Below are 17,980 nucleotides of genomic sequence, written 5' to 3'. Positions count from 1 at the left end.
GATTAAATTTATGAAGGTTTGATGGTTTTTTCTAGAACGCTATTTTATGGAATTATTTTCAAAATTAAAATATCCTTTCCATATTCTTACATCATTAAGGGAATTTATTCCTCGGAAGACCGCATGTTTTTCGGAACCGGGGATCTTTTTGATTTCATCCAGGTTTAAAAAGCGGATTTCCTCGATCAGTTGCTGTTCATCCCTTAACTCCGGATCCTTACCCAGGAGTAATTTCCCTCCCAGCAGGTGCACTTCAAAAAAAAGTTCGATAGCATGAAGGGGAGGAGCTAGCAATTCGTGAACAAATAGATAATTTCCCACCTCAATTTCCAGCCCTGTTTCTTCCAAAAATTCCCGGCGAAGATTGTCTTTTGCGTCCTTTCCGTAAATCATTCCTCCACCAGGGACATTCCAGAAAAATGCGTTTTCATCCATTCGGTGTTTAATCATAAGGACCTTGTCATTTACAATCAATATTCCATTCACACGTGTCCTCAACCGGTTTCCGAAATTATCCGCTATATCTTTTTTTATGTTAGCCATTTATCATTTAGCTTCGTCCTCCATCTGTAAAGATAACCAAGTGGTACAAAAGCCCTCTGAATCCATTGAGAAATTTTTCCCCCACGAGCCTACCCGTGATCAGCATTGCTTTTTTGAAGCAATGGATGGTTTTCTTTTGGGAAAAGGTACGGGGAAATCCTTCATTCTTAAAGGGTATGCCGGCACGGGCAAAACCTCTGTTCTTGCGGCACTGGTTCGCGCTTTACCCGGATTAGGACTGAGGCCTGTGATGCTGGCCCCTACCGGCAGGGCGGCCAAAGTAATGAGTACCTATGCTGGAAAAACGGGCTATACCATCCATAAAATTATATACAGACCGCAAGAGAAATCCGGCGATGGGCTGTATGGCTTTGAGGTTCAAAAAAATTATTACCAGCAATCGGTTTTTATCGTCGATGAAGCATCCATGCTTTCCGATGATAAATCCACGGGCTATTCACTGCTGGCAGATCTGATTGGCTTTGTTTTTCAAAATCCGGAAAACCTTCTGATCCTAGTCGGCGATTTGGCCCAACTTCCTCCGGTAGGAAGTGAAGCCAGTCCGGCACTGGACAAGGACTACCTGGTGCGGCGCTTTAATCTGGAAACCAATGAAGTTGAATTAAAAGAGGTTACCCGTCAGCAATTGGATTCGGGCATTTTGGTAAATGCCACCTCACTGAGGGAGCAAGTTCAGGAAAAAGTTCCGAAAATATCTTTTCGAACGAAAGGGTATGGAGATTTTTTTAGAATGACTGGTGAAAGGTTGGAGGATGGGCTGCGGTATGCTTATGATAAATTTGGATTGGATCATACCATGATCATCACCCGATCCAACAAAGCAGCGGTCCAATACAATCGCTACATTCGGAATTCATTGTTTTTTTACGAGGACGAATTGAGTGCAGGGGATCGGTTAATGATTGTTAAAAATAACTATACATACATGGAGTCTTCTGAAAAGGTCAGTTTTTTGGCAAACGGAGATTTTGTGGAAATACTAAAAATTCGTTCATTTGAGGAGTTGTATGGCCTGAGGTTTGCTACGCTTGAACTAAGGCTCATAGATTATCCGGAGGAGTTGCCTTTTGAGGCGAAAGTAATTTTGGATACCCTTCACACGGACACGCCGGCGTTGGGTTACGAGCAATGGAAAAAGTTATACAATCTGGTCACGGAGGATTACCTGGATTTATCCAACAGGTCCAAAATCAGGGAGGCTTTAAGAAAAGACCCCTACCTGAACGCCCTTCAAGTGAAATTCTCCTACACGCTGACTTGTCATAAATCACAAGGAGGGCAATGGGATGCCGTATTTGTAGATCAGGGCTTCTTAAAGGAGGATCAAGTAGACAGCACTTACCTTCGTTGGCTATACACTGCAGTAACCCGGGCAAAGAAAGAATTATATCTGGTGAACTTTCATCCTAATTTCTTCCTTTAATAACAGGTTTTGAAAATGAATGAATTAATTAAATCTAATAAACAGCTATGAAAAGGTTAGTAACATTTGTATTGGCAATCGTCTTTGGCGCAAGTCTCGCCATGGCACAGGAAAAGACGGTAGATGGGCCGGTAATTACCTTTGAAGAATCATCGAAGGATTTTGGAGACATTACCCAGGGGGATAAGGTAGAAAATGTGTTTAAATTTGAAAACACAGGAAATGCTCCCCTGATCATTTCCAATGTAGCAGCTACTTGTGGGTGTACGGTGCCAAGCTGGCCAAAAGAGCCCATCGCGCCTGGTAAAAAAGGGGAGATTAAAGTATCTTTCAATTCCGCCGGCAAAATGGGCAAGCAAAATAGCGTGGTACGCATTTACTCCAATGCTACTGAGCCCATAGAAAAAGTGTCCATGATCTCTAATGTACTTCCAAAGAGTACCAGGTAAGTAGGTACTTCTTTTGATAAAACAGCCTGGCGATTACCTTTCGTCAGGTTTTTTTTTGTCCACGTCTTTAAGGATTCCGGTTTTAATAATTGACGCAAGTGCCCTGGCCCAATCTGAGTAAATGTGCTGGTTAGGGTGTAGTCCATCTGCTACCACATGCGCCGACAGTCCTCCTTTGCCTCTGTAACTTTCCGTAATTTCCAGGTAGGCAATCCCCATCTTAGAAGTTTCTCTTTTAATGATCTGGTTGAACAAATCAATCTCCGCAGCAATCCTATTTATCTCCTGCGGGCCACGTTGACCAAAAGGGGTCACCCCCCAATCCGGAATGGACAGTACTGCAATTCGGCTGGTATTACCGTTGACTAGCAGGCGACACAAATCAATTAGGTGCAGTAAATCTGTCTGAAATTGTTCAGGGGATTGACCCCGATACTGATTATTAACTCCTATGAGCAGACTAACGAAGTCAAACCGCTCTTCTTTCAGGCCCTGAGCAATAGTGGCTTCCAGTAATTCACCACTGGTCCATCCGGTTTTGGCTAAAATCTGAGTTTTGGAAAATGTCCATCCCTCCTTTTCTAAAATTCTTACTACCTGTTTCGGGTAGGTATTTTCCGGTTTTTCTCCCTCTCCAATGGTGTAGCTGTCTCCCATGGCGAGATAGCTGATTTCTTTGGGTGATTCGGAAGTTTCGCTTTTCGGGGATGGTGAATGCATGCTGTCTTGATTGATGCAGGAAATTAGCAAGCTACAGTAAGCTACCAGCGATAGGAGAAAGGGACCGGATCGGCTGCTGAGCTTAACAAAATCCATGGATATTTTTATTGAAAAATCGGACCGTTGGTTTCCAGAATTCCTGTTTCTGAATCCATGGTCATCTTTGCTCCAAAGGGCAACAAAAACTGTTTGGGTACGTGTCCGATCATGGCTCCGCGGTAGGCGGGGATTTTCAGGTGAAGGAGGTAATCGTCCAGAATTTGGTCTAGGGTCAGGTTTCCATAGCCCCCAGTCGGATCACAATCTGTACACTGTCCAAACACAAAACCGTTGATATCCTTGAAAACCCCCATCAGCATCAGGGTGCTCATCATTCGGTCGATGCGGTAGGGTTCTTCTCCGATATCTTCCAAAAACAAGATTTTATCTTTAAAATCGGGAAGATAGGGGGAGCCAGCCAAAGCAGTAAGAACGGTTAGGTTTCCGCCCACAAGTTCCCCGCTGACTTTACCAGGGTAAATGGTCCGGATGCGGTTTTTCTTAATTACCAGATCATCGGTATCCTCCGTTTCATTCTGATAAGTGATTCTATTCTGCTCGCCAAAAAAGACGGTTCGAAACTGGTCTGCATTAAATGGATTCCAGCTACCGGAACCATTGGGACCATGAAAAGTCACCAACCCGGTTTGAGCATGGATGGCATTGTGCAGGGCTGTGATATCACTGTAGCCGAGAATCGGCTTTGGATTGTTTTTGATCATTTGATAGTCTATCAGGGGAAGAATTCGGGCTGCACCGGATCCACCTCTAATGCAAACGATCGCTTTGATTGCTTCATTCCCAAACATTTCATTCAGATCAGTAGCCCTCTCTGCATCGGTACCGGCCAAATGACCTCGTCGGCCGGTGAGGTACTTCCCTTCTTGCACCTGGAGCCCCAGGGCCTCCAATGCTTCCCTGGCAAAGGTAAATTCCATGATGTCTCCGGTTGCTGCTGAGGGGCTGATCAAACCAACCCGGTCACCGGGCTGAATTCTTTTGGGGAGTAAATTTTTAGTGGCAGGCTGATCCTTGGCAAAGGCTGGGATGCCTGCGACCGAACCAAATCCCATTCCCAATCCCAGGGTTTTGATAAAGGTTCTTTTTTTCATACGATTATGGTTGTTTTCTAGGGGTCATATGGAATCCCGCATGTTTTATAATCATCCCTCCGGGAGTCGCTTGCGTCATGCTCGATTTCATGGCAGAATTTAGAAATTATCGCGGATATAAAGCAATACTTTTTCCATTTCATTGCGCACCACAGAAGCTTTGTGCGGGTAATTGTTATTCATGAAAGCAAAAGCGTACACTTTATTTTTCTTGGTTTTAAGAAAGCCTACCATGCTATGATTATTGCTGATCGTACCCGTTTTTGCCATCACATAGGGAACAGGAGCCTGGTAGTTGTATTTTAAAGTACCCGTCCGGCCGCCGGTAGGCAGGAGCCGGAATAGTTCTTCGTCTGGAAACAAGCGGTATATTTTTTCCGCCAGAGCCACCATGGTTCGGGGGGTAAAAAGGTTGTGTCTGGACAAACCTGAACCGTCAACCCATTGTGGGTCATCGGGCAGGTCGTACAAATAAGTCTCTTTTATGTATTCGATCGCTTTCTCACTGTTTAGTTCCCTATGGACTTCATCCGATATTTGCAGTAGCAGCTGTTCTGCGATAAAATTATCGCTTTCCAGTAACATTTCTTTGTAAAGTGCCTGGGTAGGTACTCCTTTTAATATATAATGATCAGGCGGGAGTTTTTCATCAGATGGGATCACCGTTACCCCCCATTCATCGGATGCCAGACTTGCAAAAGTTTCCTGCGAAGTAATAAAGGGTAGGCGCATTTCCCTGCCATTGTAGGTTCTGGGGTTGTAAAAAAAGCGATTGCTGTGCCAATCCCTTTGCACGTTTTTCAACGCCTTTTCGGAAGTTTCTACGGAGAAATAGGTAGGGCTGATGACGGGCCGGTTGTTGATGTTTCTGGCGCGAATCAGGTTACCAAATAGGGGGGTGGGTGATTTTTCGGGAGAATAGGAATGGTAGTAATCGTCCCATTGCCAGCCATAGCCAAAAGGCTCGTCCTTCCAGTTGCTGTGGGAAAAGTACACCGTATCGTAGCTGGACAAAAATTCTTCAAGATTTGGAGAAGGGAGCGGGTTATATTTCCAGGAAGGGTCACCGGTACCCCATAAAGTAAGTGTTTCTTCTTTATTAATAAACCGCAGGAAGGTAGTGCTGTCCCCCAATACCATCAACGACCCAAAAAAAGTAAACAATTTGGTGGTAGAGGCTGGAATAAAGTACAGATGGCTGTTTTTGTCATACCTTACCAATTGGCTGTCCAGATCATAAAGCATGAATCCGGTAAGGTGATTATCAAAAAAGGAACCCTCACCCAACAGCTTTTCCAGACCCAAATACCTTGCTTTGGCATCCTGGGCAGGGGAAGTATGGACTAATAGGCAAACAATGAAAACTCCTAGAAGGCTTCCTTTACGCATATATACTGTTATTGATTTCCTTTTCTAAAACTAACGAATATCCACGCCCAACCCAATATAAAGCTAATGCCACCCAGTGGGGTAATGGCTCCCAACCAGGTGACCTGGCTGAGGCAGAGCAGGTACAGGCTCCCGGAAAAAACAATTATTCCTCCTAAAAAAAACCAGGCGCTTAATTTAAGACCTGTCATGGTTGGATTTTGTTGATAAAGAATCCCTACCATCAACAAGGCAAGACTATAATAGAAATGGTAGTTTACAGCGGTTTCATAAGTGTCCAACCTTCCTGTTTTGACCAATAAGGCCTCCAGCGCATGTGCCCCAAATGCTCCAAAAATTACTGCCAAAGCCCCGAAAATGGCTGCCAATTGCAGCATGATTTTTGCGTTCATGTTTCGATAATTTACTCGTAGTTTCTTTCCCCAAAAACCCCACTCCCAATTCGCACCATGGTACTTCCTTCTTCCTGAGCAATCCGATAGTCTCCGCTCATACCCATGGAAAGCTCACTCATTTGAACCTGATCGGGTAAATCCAAGCCTTTAAGGCGTTCGAAGAGGGTTTTCAGGCCTCGAAATTCTGACCTTATTTTTACGGTGTCATCGGTGTAAGTGGCCATGCCCATTAAACCCAAAATGCGGATATGTTGCATTTCCTTGATTTCGTCTCCGTTTAGAAAAGTAGTCAACTCCTCTTCATCCCAGCCGTATTTGCTCTCTTCACTTGCGATGTGTACCTGAAGCAGGCAGGGGATGACCCTGTCCAATTTCTGTCCCTCTTTATTAATCTGTTTGAGCAGGCGCAGGGAATCCACACTGTGAATCAAGTGAACGAAGGGCGCGATGTATTTTACTTTATTTCGCTGCAAATGCCCGATCATGTGCCAACGAATATCCTCCGGCAATTGTTCCTCTTTTTCGGTTAATTCCTGTACTTTGTTTTCTCCAAAATCCCGAATTCCAGCTTCATAGGCTTCTTTAATGGCTGAGATGGGCTTGGTTTTACTAACGGCTACCAGCCTGCAGTCAGGGTTGACAAACGAACGGGTAATATTAGTGATGTTAGTGGGTATGTTCGAATTTTCCATAAGGTTGACATTCCTATTTTGTTCCGAAACAAAGATATGGGTATATTGATAAATACACACTTTTTACCGACTTGTGAACTAGAATACCTGAGCCCAGATTAAACAAAATTAAGTATGAATAATTTTAAAGTAAATTTAAAACGTATGAAATGGAAACTACTGCTTTTAGTGGGCGGAATGTTGACTGGAGGGTTTTGTAAGGGACAGGGGAAAGCATCCATTCCTGATGTCAACCAGCACAGAAGCATGATTGAAAGCGGGGGAATGATGGTATTAGGGACCTGGGCGGCTGGAAACATGGTTTGGGCAGGGATCGGTGCTGCCAGTAAAAAAGGAAAGACTAAGGCTTTCCATCAGATGAACCTTTATTGGAATTCGGTGAATTTGGTGATTGCTGGTCTGGGATATATCAACGCCAAAAAATCCAGGGAGCCCATTGGTTTGTGGGAGAGTATGAAAGCTCAACAAAAATCAGAAAAAATTCTTTTGGTCAATGCAGCCCTGGATTTCGGATACATGGCAACTGGAATGTATTTGAAGGAAAGAGGCAAAAGGCTGGAAAGCGAACAATTACACGGTTTCGGAAATTCAGTCATTCTTCAGGGGGCATTTTTGATGGTTTTTGATGGTATATTGTACGCACTGCAATCCAAAAATGGAAAAAAATTTGAACCCTGGATACAAAACCTGGATCTCAGTACCTCAGGTCTGGGAATTAAAGCTACATTTTAATAAGAGTTGACGTTCATTAGTTTTCTTTCTAGAATAAGGACTAATGGTTTTTTTATTTTAAGTAACAGTTAAAAAGGTATTTTTTACAGATCATATTTTATTTTAAAATTTTTATTTACATTTTATATTTTTATTCAAATCCAGTGTATATCATTATGTAGTGATATTCTGACATTCAGTAATAAAATATTTTTAATTTTTAGGTTACCGTTTGTGTAATATAGAGGTACTCCCTTCCTTAAAAAAAACGTTGGGTTACCGTTGTTTTTCTATTAATAAAATTCTACATTTCTGTGACTTTCATGACTATTTGACTACCTATCTTCTATTTTTAATCAATAAAATTGGACAAAGGTCCGGTTAAGGCTAAGGTTATTTAAATTGGAGTAAGCAGACCTTCAATAAAATATCCTTTCCATTGATGTAAAAACCGGGAGTGAGTAGAAGAATGCTTGGAAAAAAACAATTTCAAATCCAAAATTATCTATTATGAAAAACCTATTACTTATTGTCTGCCTGATACTATCGTCCGCAATGGGCTATAGTACCCAGGCACAAACCGTTTCCGGGCAGGTGACTGACCAGTCAGATGGGATGCCACTTCCGGGAGTTTCGGTATTGATCAAAGGAACATCTACAGGTACGGCAACGGATGTGGATGGAAATTACAGTTTAAATGTGCCGGGTGAAGAGACGGTGCTCGTGTTTTCCTTTCTGGGTTTTCAGACAGTGGAAGAGCGGGTAGGCAACCGGAGCACCATTAATGTTAGCCTGGCAGAAGATGCGGCCGAATTATCGGAAGTTGTTGTGACAGCGCTTGGTATTGAAAGAGACGTCCGGGCACTTCAGTACTCGATGACGGAAGTGGGTGGAGAAGAATTTACACAGGCCAGGGAAAATAACATTGCCAACCAACTTGCGGGCCGGGTTGCTGGAGTAAATGTCAGCAACGTGGCCTCTGGGCCAGCCGGATCCTCCCGGGTGATCATCCGAGGAAATACCTCCCTTCAAGGTGGTAATCAGCCGTTGTATGTAATCGACGGCGTCCCGATGGACAACACCAATTTTGGACAGGCAGGAGTTTGGGGAGGTGCTGACCAAGGTGACGGTATGACGAGTGTGAACCCAGACGATATCGAATCCATGTCCGTGCTTAAGGGAGCCAGTGCTGCGGCACTTTACGGTTCGAGAGCTGCCAATGGGGTAATCTTGATAACAACAAAAAGAGGAACGGCCAGACGGGGTATCGGTGTGGAAATCAATTCAAATGTGGTGTTCGAAAGGATTAATAAGCAAACTGATTTACAGACCGAATTTGGTTCCGGACGGTTCCAGGGAGATCTGATCACCGGAGCTGCAGAACGACCTACCACGGTGCGTCAAGGTTACGATTGGGGTACACAAGCCTGGGGGCAACCGTTAGGCTCGGGGACCTCCATGCATTTTGACGGGGTGGAACGACCTTATGTATACGCAGGTGACAATTGGGATCGTTTTTATCAAACTGGCACCGCATATACAAATAGCATTTCCCTGGCTGGCGGTAGTGACACGCAAACATTTAGATTCAACGCAACGGACATGAGAAGTTCGTCCGTGGTGCCAAATGCTGGCTTTGACCGTCTGAATATGTCCATTGCCACAAATGGTAAATTTGGAAAAAAACTGACCTTCGATGCAAAAGTCTTGTACTCCAATGAGCGAACTCAAAACCGTCCGCGACTTTCGGATTCTCCCGGAAATGCCTTTCAGTCGATTTTTGCCCTTCCGCCTAATGTAAATGTAGAGTGGGGGAAAGGATCTCTTAATCGATTGGGAACCATACCGATAGGTACCGATCCGGCCCTACTCAGTACCTGGGGCTTTGCCGAACAGGAAGAATACTTGATGACCAATAATCCTTGGGGACAAAATCCTTATTTTTCTACCCATCAATTGTCGATCAACGATACCCGGGACAGGATCATTACCTCCGGGTCCTTGAGATATGACATCACCGACTACCTCTACCTGTCAGGAAGAGCAGGTATGGATTGGTATACCCGGAGGGGTACCACCCTTACTCCACAAGGAACCGGATACCAAAGAAATGGTAGCATGAGCGAAAGTGAGCGAAGAGTAAACGAGATCAACCTGGAGGCCATGTTGGGTTACAATCAGGAATTTGGAAATTTCGGAGTGAACGCTTTTATAGGAGCTAATCGAATGAGAAGAGAGGATGAAACCATTTCTGCCAACGGTCAGGGATTCAATGTGCCTTTCTTTCATGCCATCAACAATACGGTGACCAGAAACTTTGGCTATGGCTATTCGGGCTGGGGCATCAATTCCGTATTTGGATCTGCCGAAGTAAGTTACAAGAATATTATTTTCCTGACTGCTACCGGCAGAACGGACTGGTTCTCGGTGTTGGATCCGCAATTCAATGATGTCACCTATCCTTCCCTTGGCGGTAGTTTTGTCTTTTCAGATGCCCTGAACGAGTTGCCCAATTGGTTAAGCTTCGGCAAAATCAGAGGATCCTGGGCCAGAGTAGGTAATTCCACGGTGGGACCCTACCAGATTCAAAATGTGTATTCCTTATTAGGAGCTCCTGCTGTAGATCATAGTGGCAATCAGGTGGCCATGGCTTCCTTTGCTACCGCTGGAGGCAATGCAGGTACTATTCCAAACCGATTCCTGAAGCCATTGCTGTCTACCGAGATTGAAGCTGGTTTTGATGTGCGTTTTTATCAGAACAGATTGGGGCTGGACTTTACCTACTATCATCAGAGAAGTACAGATGATCAGTTAAATGCCCAGGTTTCCAGATCCTCTGGATTTGGATCTACCTTGGTCAATTTGGGAGAAATGGAAAACAAAGGAATCGAAATATTGCTGACCGGATCTCCCATTCGAACTAATAATTTTAATTGGGACATTTCCTTCAACGTGGCTCGAAACAGGAATAAGGTAATTTCCCTGATTGAAGGTAGTGATATACTGAATGTGGAAGAACCACGAACCAGAACGGTATTTGTGCAACACAGAACCGGCCATCCTTTCGGCGTTTTGGCCGGTTGGGTTCAGAAAAAGTCTCCGGACGGACAACCGGTCTTTGAAGAAAACGGGGCACCGGTACAATCCGATCAAATGGAAGTGATAGGAAACGGTATTCCGGATTGGACTGGTGGAATAAACAACAGTATCACTTTTAAGGGTTTTAATCTTTCAGCACTGGTTGATTTCAGACTAGGGGGAGATTTGTATTCCGGAACTAACGTAAGGCTTACCCAATGGGGATTACATAAGCAGACCTTGCAGGGCAGGGCTGGAGAGGAGCCACTTACCGTTTCCGGTGTCATCCAATCCGGCACGGCTACCGACGGCACTCCGATATACGAATCATTTTCCAAAACACTCTCGCCCGGAGAGGCCAATAACTATTGGAACCAGATGGGGAACAGGGTACAGGATTATTTCGTGTACGATGGCTCTTTTGCCAAATTAAGGCAGGTGACGTTAGGATATAATTTCCCAAGGAGTCTCATGGACAAAACTCCATTCACGAATTTGAACCTGTCTTTTGTTGGCCGAAACTTATCCATTCTTTGGAAAAATGTGGAAAACATCGATCCTGAATCCGGGTATTCATCCGGTAATGGGCAAGGACTGGACTACTTCGGTATGCCACAGACCAGAACATTTGGGTTCAATGTAAGAGCAACGTTTTAATTACTAAAGGAAACAATACTATGAAAAATATAAATAAGTTTCTCTTAATCGGACTAGCAGGTTGTTTTTCCCTGTTTGGTTGTGATACGGAGGAGTTACACGACCTGAATATCAACCCGCAGGCAGTCAATGAGATTGATCTCAATTTCATGTTTACTGCGGCTCAACTCGGTTCGGCCTCCGGTGGTTCCGCCGGTGATAATCGGTACATTGATTGGAGGACCAACATCGGCATGACGGCCTACCTGATCCAACACCTCGCAAATGCAGGTGGGGGCATTGCTCCCGGTGATAAATACACAGAAAACTTCGAGTCTAACAATGCTCCCTTTGAATTTTTCTACGGTGATGCCTTGAAGAATATTTCAGAAGTAATCCGGCAAACCGGTCCCGGTGGATATGACGAAGGAAATAAAATTAATACCCGAAACGCTGCCCGCATCCTGCGTGTTTTGAATTTTCATAGACTAACGGATTTTTATGGAAACATACCTTATTTCGGTGCACTCCAGGGGATGGATGGGGTGTTCTTTCCAGAGTACGATCCTCAGTCTGAAATCTATCCACACCTGCTTCAGGAGTTAGAGGAAGCCACCGCGGCCATCAGTGCATCGAATCCTGACGATGGATTTGCCAAGGCGGACATTATCTTTGATGGCGACATTACCCAATGGAAGCGCTTTGGCTATTCTTTAATGCTGCGGTTAGCCATGCGAGTCTCCGATGTGGCCCCACAATTAGCTAACGAATACGTTACCAAAGCTATTGCAGGCGGGGTTATGCAGAGTAATGAGGACAATGCCTGGGTGCCTATGTCTGAAGGACCTAGTTTATGGATTAATCAGAATGGAATTTCCAGGGCATTTTACCCCGGCGATGGGGGACAACCCAGCTATTTGAGCGAAACGCTGGTTGATTGGCTTAAAGATGGTGCCACTACCGCTGACGAGGTAGATCCCCGCCTGATGGTATTAAGTGGGGGCATTGCCGATTGGTCCGCTGTTAGTTGGTCGCCGATCAACACCAACCCTTTGGAGCAGAAAGGCATGCCCAATGGGTATGATGCTGCCGGACTGGAGGAGATTGAAGGCGGACCAGTCGATCAGGTATCTACCTATTCCAGAATCAACTACCTTATGTTGCAGCGTGATAGCCCCTACATGCTGATGAATTTTGCGGAATCTGCATTCCTGCAAGCCGAAGCTTTGGAAAGAGGAATCGGATCGGGCATTCCGGGGTCAGCAGAGGAGCATTTTAACGAGGGTGTAAAAGGAGCCATGCAAATGTATACGTTCTTTGATGACGAACTGGCAATTTCCGATGATCAGGTGAATGCGTATCTGGCCCGAAATCCTTATGGGGTAGAAAAGCCCGCTTTGGAAATGATTGGAGAGCAAATGTGGGTAAGCAAGTTCTTTAATTGGTGGGAAGCCTGGTCTGATTGGCGTAGGACAGGCTACCCGGAATTAACTCCTACCGATTATCCTGGAAATGTTACCCAAGGACAGATCATGAGGAAACTAAGGTACCCAGCTGCAGAAGTCGCAACCAACGAAAACTTTCAGGCGGGAGCTACCTTGCCGGATATTTTTACCACTCGGGTTTGGTGGGACACCGCTGATTGAGTAAGATGAATGGACGAAGTTAAATAAGAGGCTGCCATAGCAGCCTCTTATTTTTGGTAGATGCCATCTCCTTCTGAACCCATCAGGCTTCCCCATACGGGTGCCTCCCGGACTTTAATGGGAAGGTCGATTCGCTTTACCCGCATTCCCAAAAATGACAAAATATCGGTATGGCTGAAATACTGGCAGTGAACCAGGTCCAGGTAACCATCCTGATCCAGATCTCCAATCCAGGGAGTAGAAAATATATTTTTAAAGCCCTTTGATTGGTCCAGGGTATGCAATTCACCAGAGGCAAAATCCATTATCAGCAATTTGTTTTCGATTAAAAAGGCAGATTCATCGTCAATGGCTCGCTCACAGTCGTAATCATTGATGCTGAATAGCACCTCATCGATTCCGTCCCTATTCAGGTCATAAGCGACGGGAGAGGAAAAACCGGTGCATCCCAATTCTTCCTGCCGGACTACGTTTCCGGTTTCTCCATCTATCAAGACCTGAACAGATCCCGTATTTTCGGGCCAAACGCCCTTACTAACAAAGGTAAAAAGATCCGGAATGTCATCATCGGTAAACTGCCCAACAGCAAAGCTGTTGCTACACTCGGTATGCGGGATGTTTTGCTCCCAAAGCAAGTCCAGGGTTTTTCCTGAAATGGCCGAAATGGAGCTGCTGTGTGAAATCGCTACAATATCCAGAATCCCGTCCCGATCCAAATCGACTAATACCGGTGACGCTATAAATCCATGACCCGATTCCGAAACCAGCTTTCTGGCTTTGGATAAGTCGTTTTTCATCAAGTCTTTCAGGTTGGCCAGGTAAAGGCTCCCCGAAATGGTTTCTCCGCCCGTACCGAAAGCAATCCGATAGTCTTCATTTTCATTTCCGGGAATTACTACTGGGGACAGGTAGGTTTCTCCTCCGTCCGGCATACTGTCTGCGGCCAATACGTCGCCGTTCCATGGGTTGATAACCATCAAAATACCCGGATACCGATCCTTCGTTTCGTAAGGTGCTGCTTTTGAATTCCCACCATTGCAGATCAGTAGTTCATCAAGTCCGTCTCCATTCTGATCAGGTATCCAGACACTATTGGTAAAATTGAAACGCCCATGCCGAAGTACCGGATGGTGTTGGTGGGAAAGGGTGTCGAATTTCCAGATAAGATCACCGCTCCGTCCATCTATACCCTTGAGATAAGGACCACGTCCTCCGATAAAAACATCCGGTGTTCCGTCTCCATTTACGTCTTGAAAAGATGCGGAGCCAAATACCTGATCTTCCGCAGCATGGTGCCACAAAATTTCCCCGTTGGCGCCATCTATGGCGATGATCCCATAAGCACTGGCTTCAAATTCGTTTTTCCCAGCCCCCATCACTAAATCCTGAATGCCGTCCCCGTTGAGGTCCATGGGCCGAGGGGAAGATTGGGACCCGATCACGGGAAACCGGGCATCCCAAATCAGGGCACTTTTATCCTTTTTCTGGCAGGAAAGCATGATCAAAGCCAGACTCCATACTGCATACCGGGCTGGCCAATAGATTAAACCAAATCTTCTCATCAAAAGCGTCGTTGATTCTCTAGAAACACTCAAGATACTTATTATTGGCAAAAAATTGGTTATTAGCAAAATTTATTCAGTGTGAGTCTATATTGTCTCTCTATGTTAGGGGAATGTTTGTATTTTGTTGGGATATCATCCGAAAAAATGTAATTTAACTCCCAAAACCGTGGATTATGGATCATTCCTTTTCTAAGCGGATAAATGGACAAAAGATGGACAAGTTTTCATACCATTGCGTACAAGGCTTATTACTGTTGGTATTTTCCCTTGGTGGAGTTTTGGGTCAGGGTTTTGAAAAATTACCTGCAAGGAAAACAGGGGTAAAATTTCAAAACATCCTTAAAGAGGATCGCTCCTCTAATATTCTCACCTATGAATATTTTTATAATGGAGGAGGAGTAGCTATTGGAGATATCAATAATGACGGATTGGATGATATTTTTTTTACCGGGAACATGAGTACCAACCGCTTGTACCTGAACGAGGGGGATTTTAAATTTATTGATATTACCAAATCTGCAGGAGTAGGGGGAAGGGAAGCCTGGACTACTGGCACCAGCATGGTGGACATTGATGGGGATGGTTTCTTGGATATTTACGTATGTTATTCCGGGAAGGGTGCTCCCGAAACAAGAAAAAACGAGCTTTTTATCAATCAAAAAGACGGGACTTTCGTGGAGGCTGCCGAGAAGTTTGGGCTTGCGGATCCCGCAAATAGTATTCAGGCAGTGTTTTTTGATTTTGACCTGGATGGAGATTTGGACATGTACCTGCTCAATCACAATACTCAGGTGATCAATGAAATTGATTTTGATGCCAAAAGAAAGGACAGGAACCCTTATGCCGGTGATAAATTGTTCCGGAATGATGCGGGGATTTTTACTGATGTGAGTGAACAGGCTGGCATAAAGGGGAACTCGATGGGATTTGGATTAGGAGTGGCTGTGTCTGATGTTTCTGGAGACGGCTATCCGGACATCTACGTGTCCAATGACTATATCGAACCCGATTATCTGTATATCAATAATGGAGATGGAACCTTTACCGAAAGGTTATCGGATTATTTACAACACATTTCCTATTTCTCCATGGGCTCCGATATTAGTGATGTTAACAACGACGGATTGCCGGACATCTTCACGTTGGACATGCTTCCAGAGGATAACAAACGGCAAAAACTCCTCTATGGGCCGGAAAATTACGAGCAATATGCGTTGATGGTCATGAAGGGCTTTTACCATCAAAACATGCGAAACATGCTGCACCTCAACCAGGGCGGAGGTTTGTTTAGTGAAATTGGCCAATTAGCCCAAGTTTCCAATACAGACTGGAGTTGGGCCGCCTTTTTTGCAGATTTTGATAACGACGGATGGAAGGATCTTTTTGTAAGTAATGGTTACTACAGAGATTATACTAATAGGGATTTTTTGAAATACAAGGGGGATTATTATTTCAATAAAGCCAGAGCAAAAGAGGAGGCGGATACACTTCACCTCGTTACGACCATGAGTTCTACCCCAGTTCATGATTACCTTTTCAAGAATTTATCTGGCAAAGAATTTGTCGATAAATCGCAGGAATGGGGTTTGGAAACCCCTGTTTTTTCCAATGGGGCGGCCTTTGCGGATCTGGACAATGACGGCAATCTGGACCTGGTGGTGAATCACTTGAATGAAACGGCCAGTATCTTCAGAAACAAGGCAAGCAACGGTGATGGAAAGGCAAATTTTCTACAATTGTCGCTGCGGGGCGCTGGCAAAAACACTTCTGGTATAGGAGCGAGGGTGACGCTCTATACAAAATCCGGTACCCAGTACATGGAGCAACAACCCACGCGAGGATTTCAGTCGTCGGTTAGCCACAGGATCCACTTTGGACTTGGATCGTTGGAAGTGGTAGATTCCCTGCACCTTGTCTGGCCACAGGGAAAAGAGCAATGGTTAAAAAATATAACCCCAAACCAACTATTGATTTTGGAGGAAAAAGAAGATTTGGGTAGTTTTGACCGGATACTAGTTGACTCAAATCCTGTTTTCAGTCCCATCGTCTCTCCAATTTCCTATTCCCATCAGGAGCCCGGCTACAATGATTTCAAACGGCAGCCCCTGCTAAGTTACATGCTTTCCCCTAACGGACCTGTCATTGCCGTCGGAGATGTCAATAAGAATGGATTTACCGATGTTTTCGTGGGAGGAGCCGAGGGTAGTCCCGGGAAATTGTATTTTCAGGTGTCAACCGGTAAATTTTTAGAATCTCAGGGATTGGATTTGTCCGGAGATAGCAAAAGTGCAGATTCGGATGCTTTGTTTTTTGATGCCAATGGAGATGGATGGCTGGATCTTTACATAGTAAGTGGAGGATACCATGATTTTGCTAGCGACTCCCCCGAATTGCAAGACAGGCTTTACCTGAACGAAGGTGGGGGAAATTTCAGGAAATCAAACACGGCTTTACCGGAAATGGCTGTCAGCGGGTCGGTAGTGAAGGCCATTGACTATGATAAGGATGGAGACCAGGACCTTTTTGTTGGAGGAAGGGTGGTACCTGGGCAATATCCCAAAACGCCCGATTCATACTTCTTGGTCAATGACGGGCAAGGAAAATTTAATGACCAGACAGCAGAAATCTTCCCCGAGTTGAATAAAATGGGAATGGTTACCGATGCTCAGGTTTTGGACTTGAATGGTGATGGTTGGGAGGACTTTGTGGTAGTCGGAGACTGGATGCCTATCAGTGTGTTTATTAACCTACAGGGCAAGGGATTTGAAAACAAGACTAAGGACTTTTTTGACCAGCCTCTTTCTGGTATGTGGTCTGCCCTTCAAGCAGCGGATTTTGATGAAGACGGTGATTTGGACTTGATCGCGGGAAACTTTGGTTTGAATAGCCAATTAAAAGCCAGCGATGCGGAGCCTTTGACATTGGTGTATTCCGATTTTGATGGGAATGGATCCGTGGATCCGATTATGGTTCACTATATCAAAGGAGAACCTTACCCCTACATGAGCAGAGATGAGTTATTGGATCAAATGTACGGCATGCGGAGTAAATTTACAGACTACGAATCGTTCGCAGAGGCCAAGCTGGGAGATATATTTTCAGACCAACAGCTCGAAAACGCTGAAAAGTTAATGATTAACGAATTGCGAACAGTATATCTGGAAAGCCAAAACGGTTCGTTTAAAGTGCACGAACTTCCCAGGGAAGCGCAATTTGCCCCCGTTAATGCCATCGGAGTTCTGGATTACAATGAAGACGGAAACTTGGACGTTGTGCTCGGGGGTAATCAAAATACAACAAGATTGAGATTAGGTGTGATGGATGCCAATTTCGGGCAGCTCTACGAGGGAAATGGAAATGGGGGCTTTACCTATATTTCCTCTCCCGACTCGGGCCTGACTTTTTCGGGAGACGTGAAGTCACTTGAAGTAATAGACCTGAGCTATTTAAAAATATTGCTGGTAGGAATAAACAATCAAGGCGTGGCAGCTTACCTGCTTAACCGTTCACTGGATAACAAGCCATTAAACAGATTATCCGATTAAAATCAGTAAATCGTAA

Annotated in this window: 13 protein-coding genes; 6 read left to right on the top strand and 7 right to left on the bottom strand. The window is 44.7% G+C overall.

All coding sequences use genetic code 11. The features are described 5' to 3' along the window. Nucleotides 1-39: 39 nt before the first annotated feature. Entirely contained in the window at nucleotides 40-543 is a 504-nt protein-coding gene (locus tag GKS34_RS11290; protein WP_163384917.1) for an NUDIX domain-containing protein, read from the bottom strand. On the opposite strand from GKS34_RS11290, the gene GKS34_RS11285 reads away from it, so the two are divergent. Further along, entirely contained in the window at nucleotides 533-1,987 is a 1,455-nt protein-coding gene (locus GKS34_RS11285; RefSeq protein ID WP_163384916.1) for an ATP-dependent DNA helicase, read from the top strand. The two genes, GKS34_RS11290 and GKS34_RS11285, sit on opposite strands and share 11 nt — an antisense overlap. A gap of 47 nt (nucleotides 1,988-2,034) precedes the next feature. Then, nucleotides 2,035-2,436, top strand: a complete 402-nt coding sequence (locus GKS34_RS11280) for a DUF1573 domain-containing protein (protein WP_163384915.1) — start codon at nucleotides 2,035-2,037, stop codon at nucleotides 2,434-2,436. Between the two features lie 33 nt (nucleotides 2,437-2,469). On the opposite strand, the gene GKS34_RS11275 is transcribed toward GKS34_RS11280, so the two are convergent. The 5 genes from GKS34_RS11275 to GKS34_RS11255 all read right to left on the bottom strand — a co-directional run bounded on the left by GKS34_RS11275 (nucleotide 2,470) and on the right by GKS34_RS11255 (nucleotide 6,783). Next, complete coding sequence (locus GKS34_RS11275) at nucleotides 2,470-3,252, bottom strand: SGNH/GDSL hydrolase family protein (protein WP_163384914.1); 783 nt, start codon at nucleotides 3,250-3,252, stop codon at nucleotides 2,470-2,472. A gap of 8 nt (nucleotides 3,253-3,260) precedes the next feature. Then, nucleotides 3,261-4,307: a S66 peptidase family protein gene (locus GKS34_RS11270; protein WP_163384913.1), complete on the bottom strand. Its 1,047-nt coding sequence runs from the start codon at nucleotides 4,305-4,307 to the stop codon at nucleotides 3,261-3,263. Nucleotides 4,308-4,406: 99 nt separating this feature from the next. Further along, nucleotides 4,407-5,696, bottom strand: a complete 1,290-nt coding sequence (locus tag GKS34_RS11265) for a D-alanyl-D-alanine carboxypeptidase (RefSeq protein ID WP_163384912.1) — start codon at nucleotides 5,694-5,696, stop codon at nucleotides 4,407-4,409. Nucleotides 5,697-5,704: 8 nt separating this feature from the next. After that, a complete protein-coding gene (locus GKS34_RS11260) occupies nucleotides 5,705-6,088 on the bottom strand; it encodes a DUF423 domain-containing protein (protein WP_163384911.1) in 384 nt (127 codons plus the stop codon). A gap of 11 nt (nucleotides 6,089-6,099) precedes the next feature. After that, nucleotides 6,100-6,783 carry a YggS family pyridoxal phosphate-dependent enzyme gene (locus GKS34_RS11255; RefSeq protein WP_163384910.1) on the bottom strand — a complete coding sequence of 228 codons (684 nt, stop codon included), beginning with the start codon at nucleotides 6,781-6,783 and terminating at the stop codon, nucleotides 6,100-6,102. Between the two features lie 144 nt (nucleotides 6,784-6,927). Between GKS34_RS11255 and GKS34_RS11250 the strand changes: the two genes are divergently transcribed. The 3 genes from GKS34_RS11250 to GKS34_RS11240 all read left to right on the top strand — a co-directional run bounded on the left by GKS34_RS11250 (nucleotide 6,928) and on the right by GKS34_RS11240 (nucleotide 12,854). Next, on the top strand, nucleotides 6,928-7,515 hold the full coding sequence (locus GKS34_RS11250) for a DUF6992 family protein (RefSeq protein ID WP_163384909.1): 588 nt from the start codon (nucleotides 6,928-6,930) through the stop codon (nucleotides 7,513-7,515). Nucleotides 7,516-8,004: 489 nt separating this feature from the next. Then, nucleotides 8,005-11,229, top strand: coding sequence for a SusC/RagA family TonB-linked outer membrane protein (locus GKS34_RS11245; protein WP_163384908.1), 3,225 nt, complete (start codon nucleotides 8,005-8,007; stop codon nucleotides 11,227-11,229). 20 nt (nucleotides 11,230-11,249) lie between these two features. Continuing rightward, the gene (locus GKS34_RS11240) at nucleotides 11,250-12,854 is read left to right on the top strand and encodes a SusD/RagB family nutrient-binding outer membrane lipoprotein (protein WP_163384907.1); all 1,605 of its coding nucleotides are present in this window, start codon (nucleotides 11,250-11,252) and stop codon (nucleotides 12,852-12,854) included. A 47-nt stretch (nucleotides 12,855-12,901) separates the two neighbouring features. On the opposite strand, the gene GKS34_RS11235 is transcribed toward GKS34_RS11240, so the two are convergent. Beyond that, nucleotides 12,902-14,416, bottom strand: coding sequence for a hypothetical protein (locus tag GKS34_RS11235; RefSeq protein ID WP_163384906.1), 1,515 nt, complete (start codon nucleotides 14,414-14,416; stop codon nucleotides 12,902-12,904). Nucleotides 14,417-14,631: 215 nt separating this feature from the next. On the opposite strand from GKS34_RS11235, the gene GKS34_RS11230 reads away from it, so the two are divergent. Beyond that, nucleotides 14,632-17,964 carry a VCBS repeat-containing protein gene (locus GKS34_RS11230; RefSeq protein WP_163384905.1) on the top strand — a complete coding sequence of 1,111 codons (3,333 nt, stop codon included), beginning with the start codon at nucleotides 14,632-14,634 and terminating at the stop codon, nucleotides 17,962-17,964. Nucleotides 17,965-17,980: the final 16 nt, after the last annotated feature.

It is taken from the genome of Cyclobacterium jeungdonense (assembly GCF_010994275.1).
Lineage (GTDB): Bacteria > Bacteroidota > Bacteroidia > Cytophagales > Cyclobacteriaceae > Cyclobacterium > Cyclobacterium jeungdonense.
Note: the sequence above shows the minus strand (reverse complement) of the source record. Positions and strands in the feature narration are given on the sequence as shown.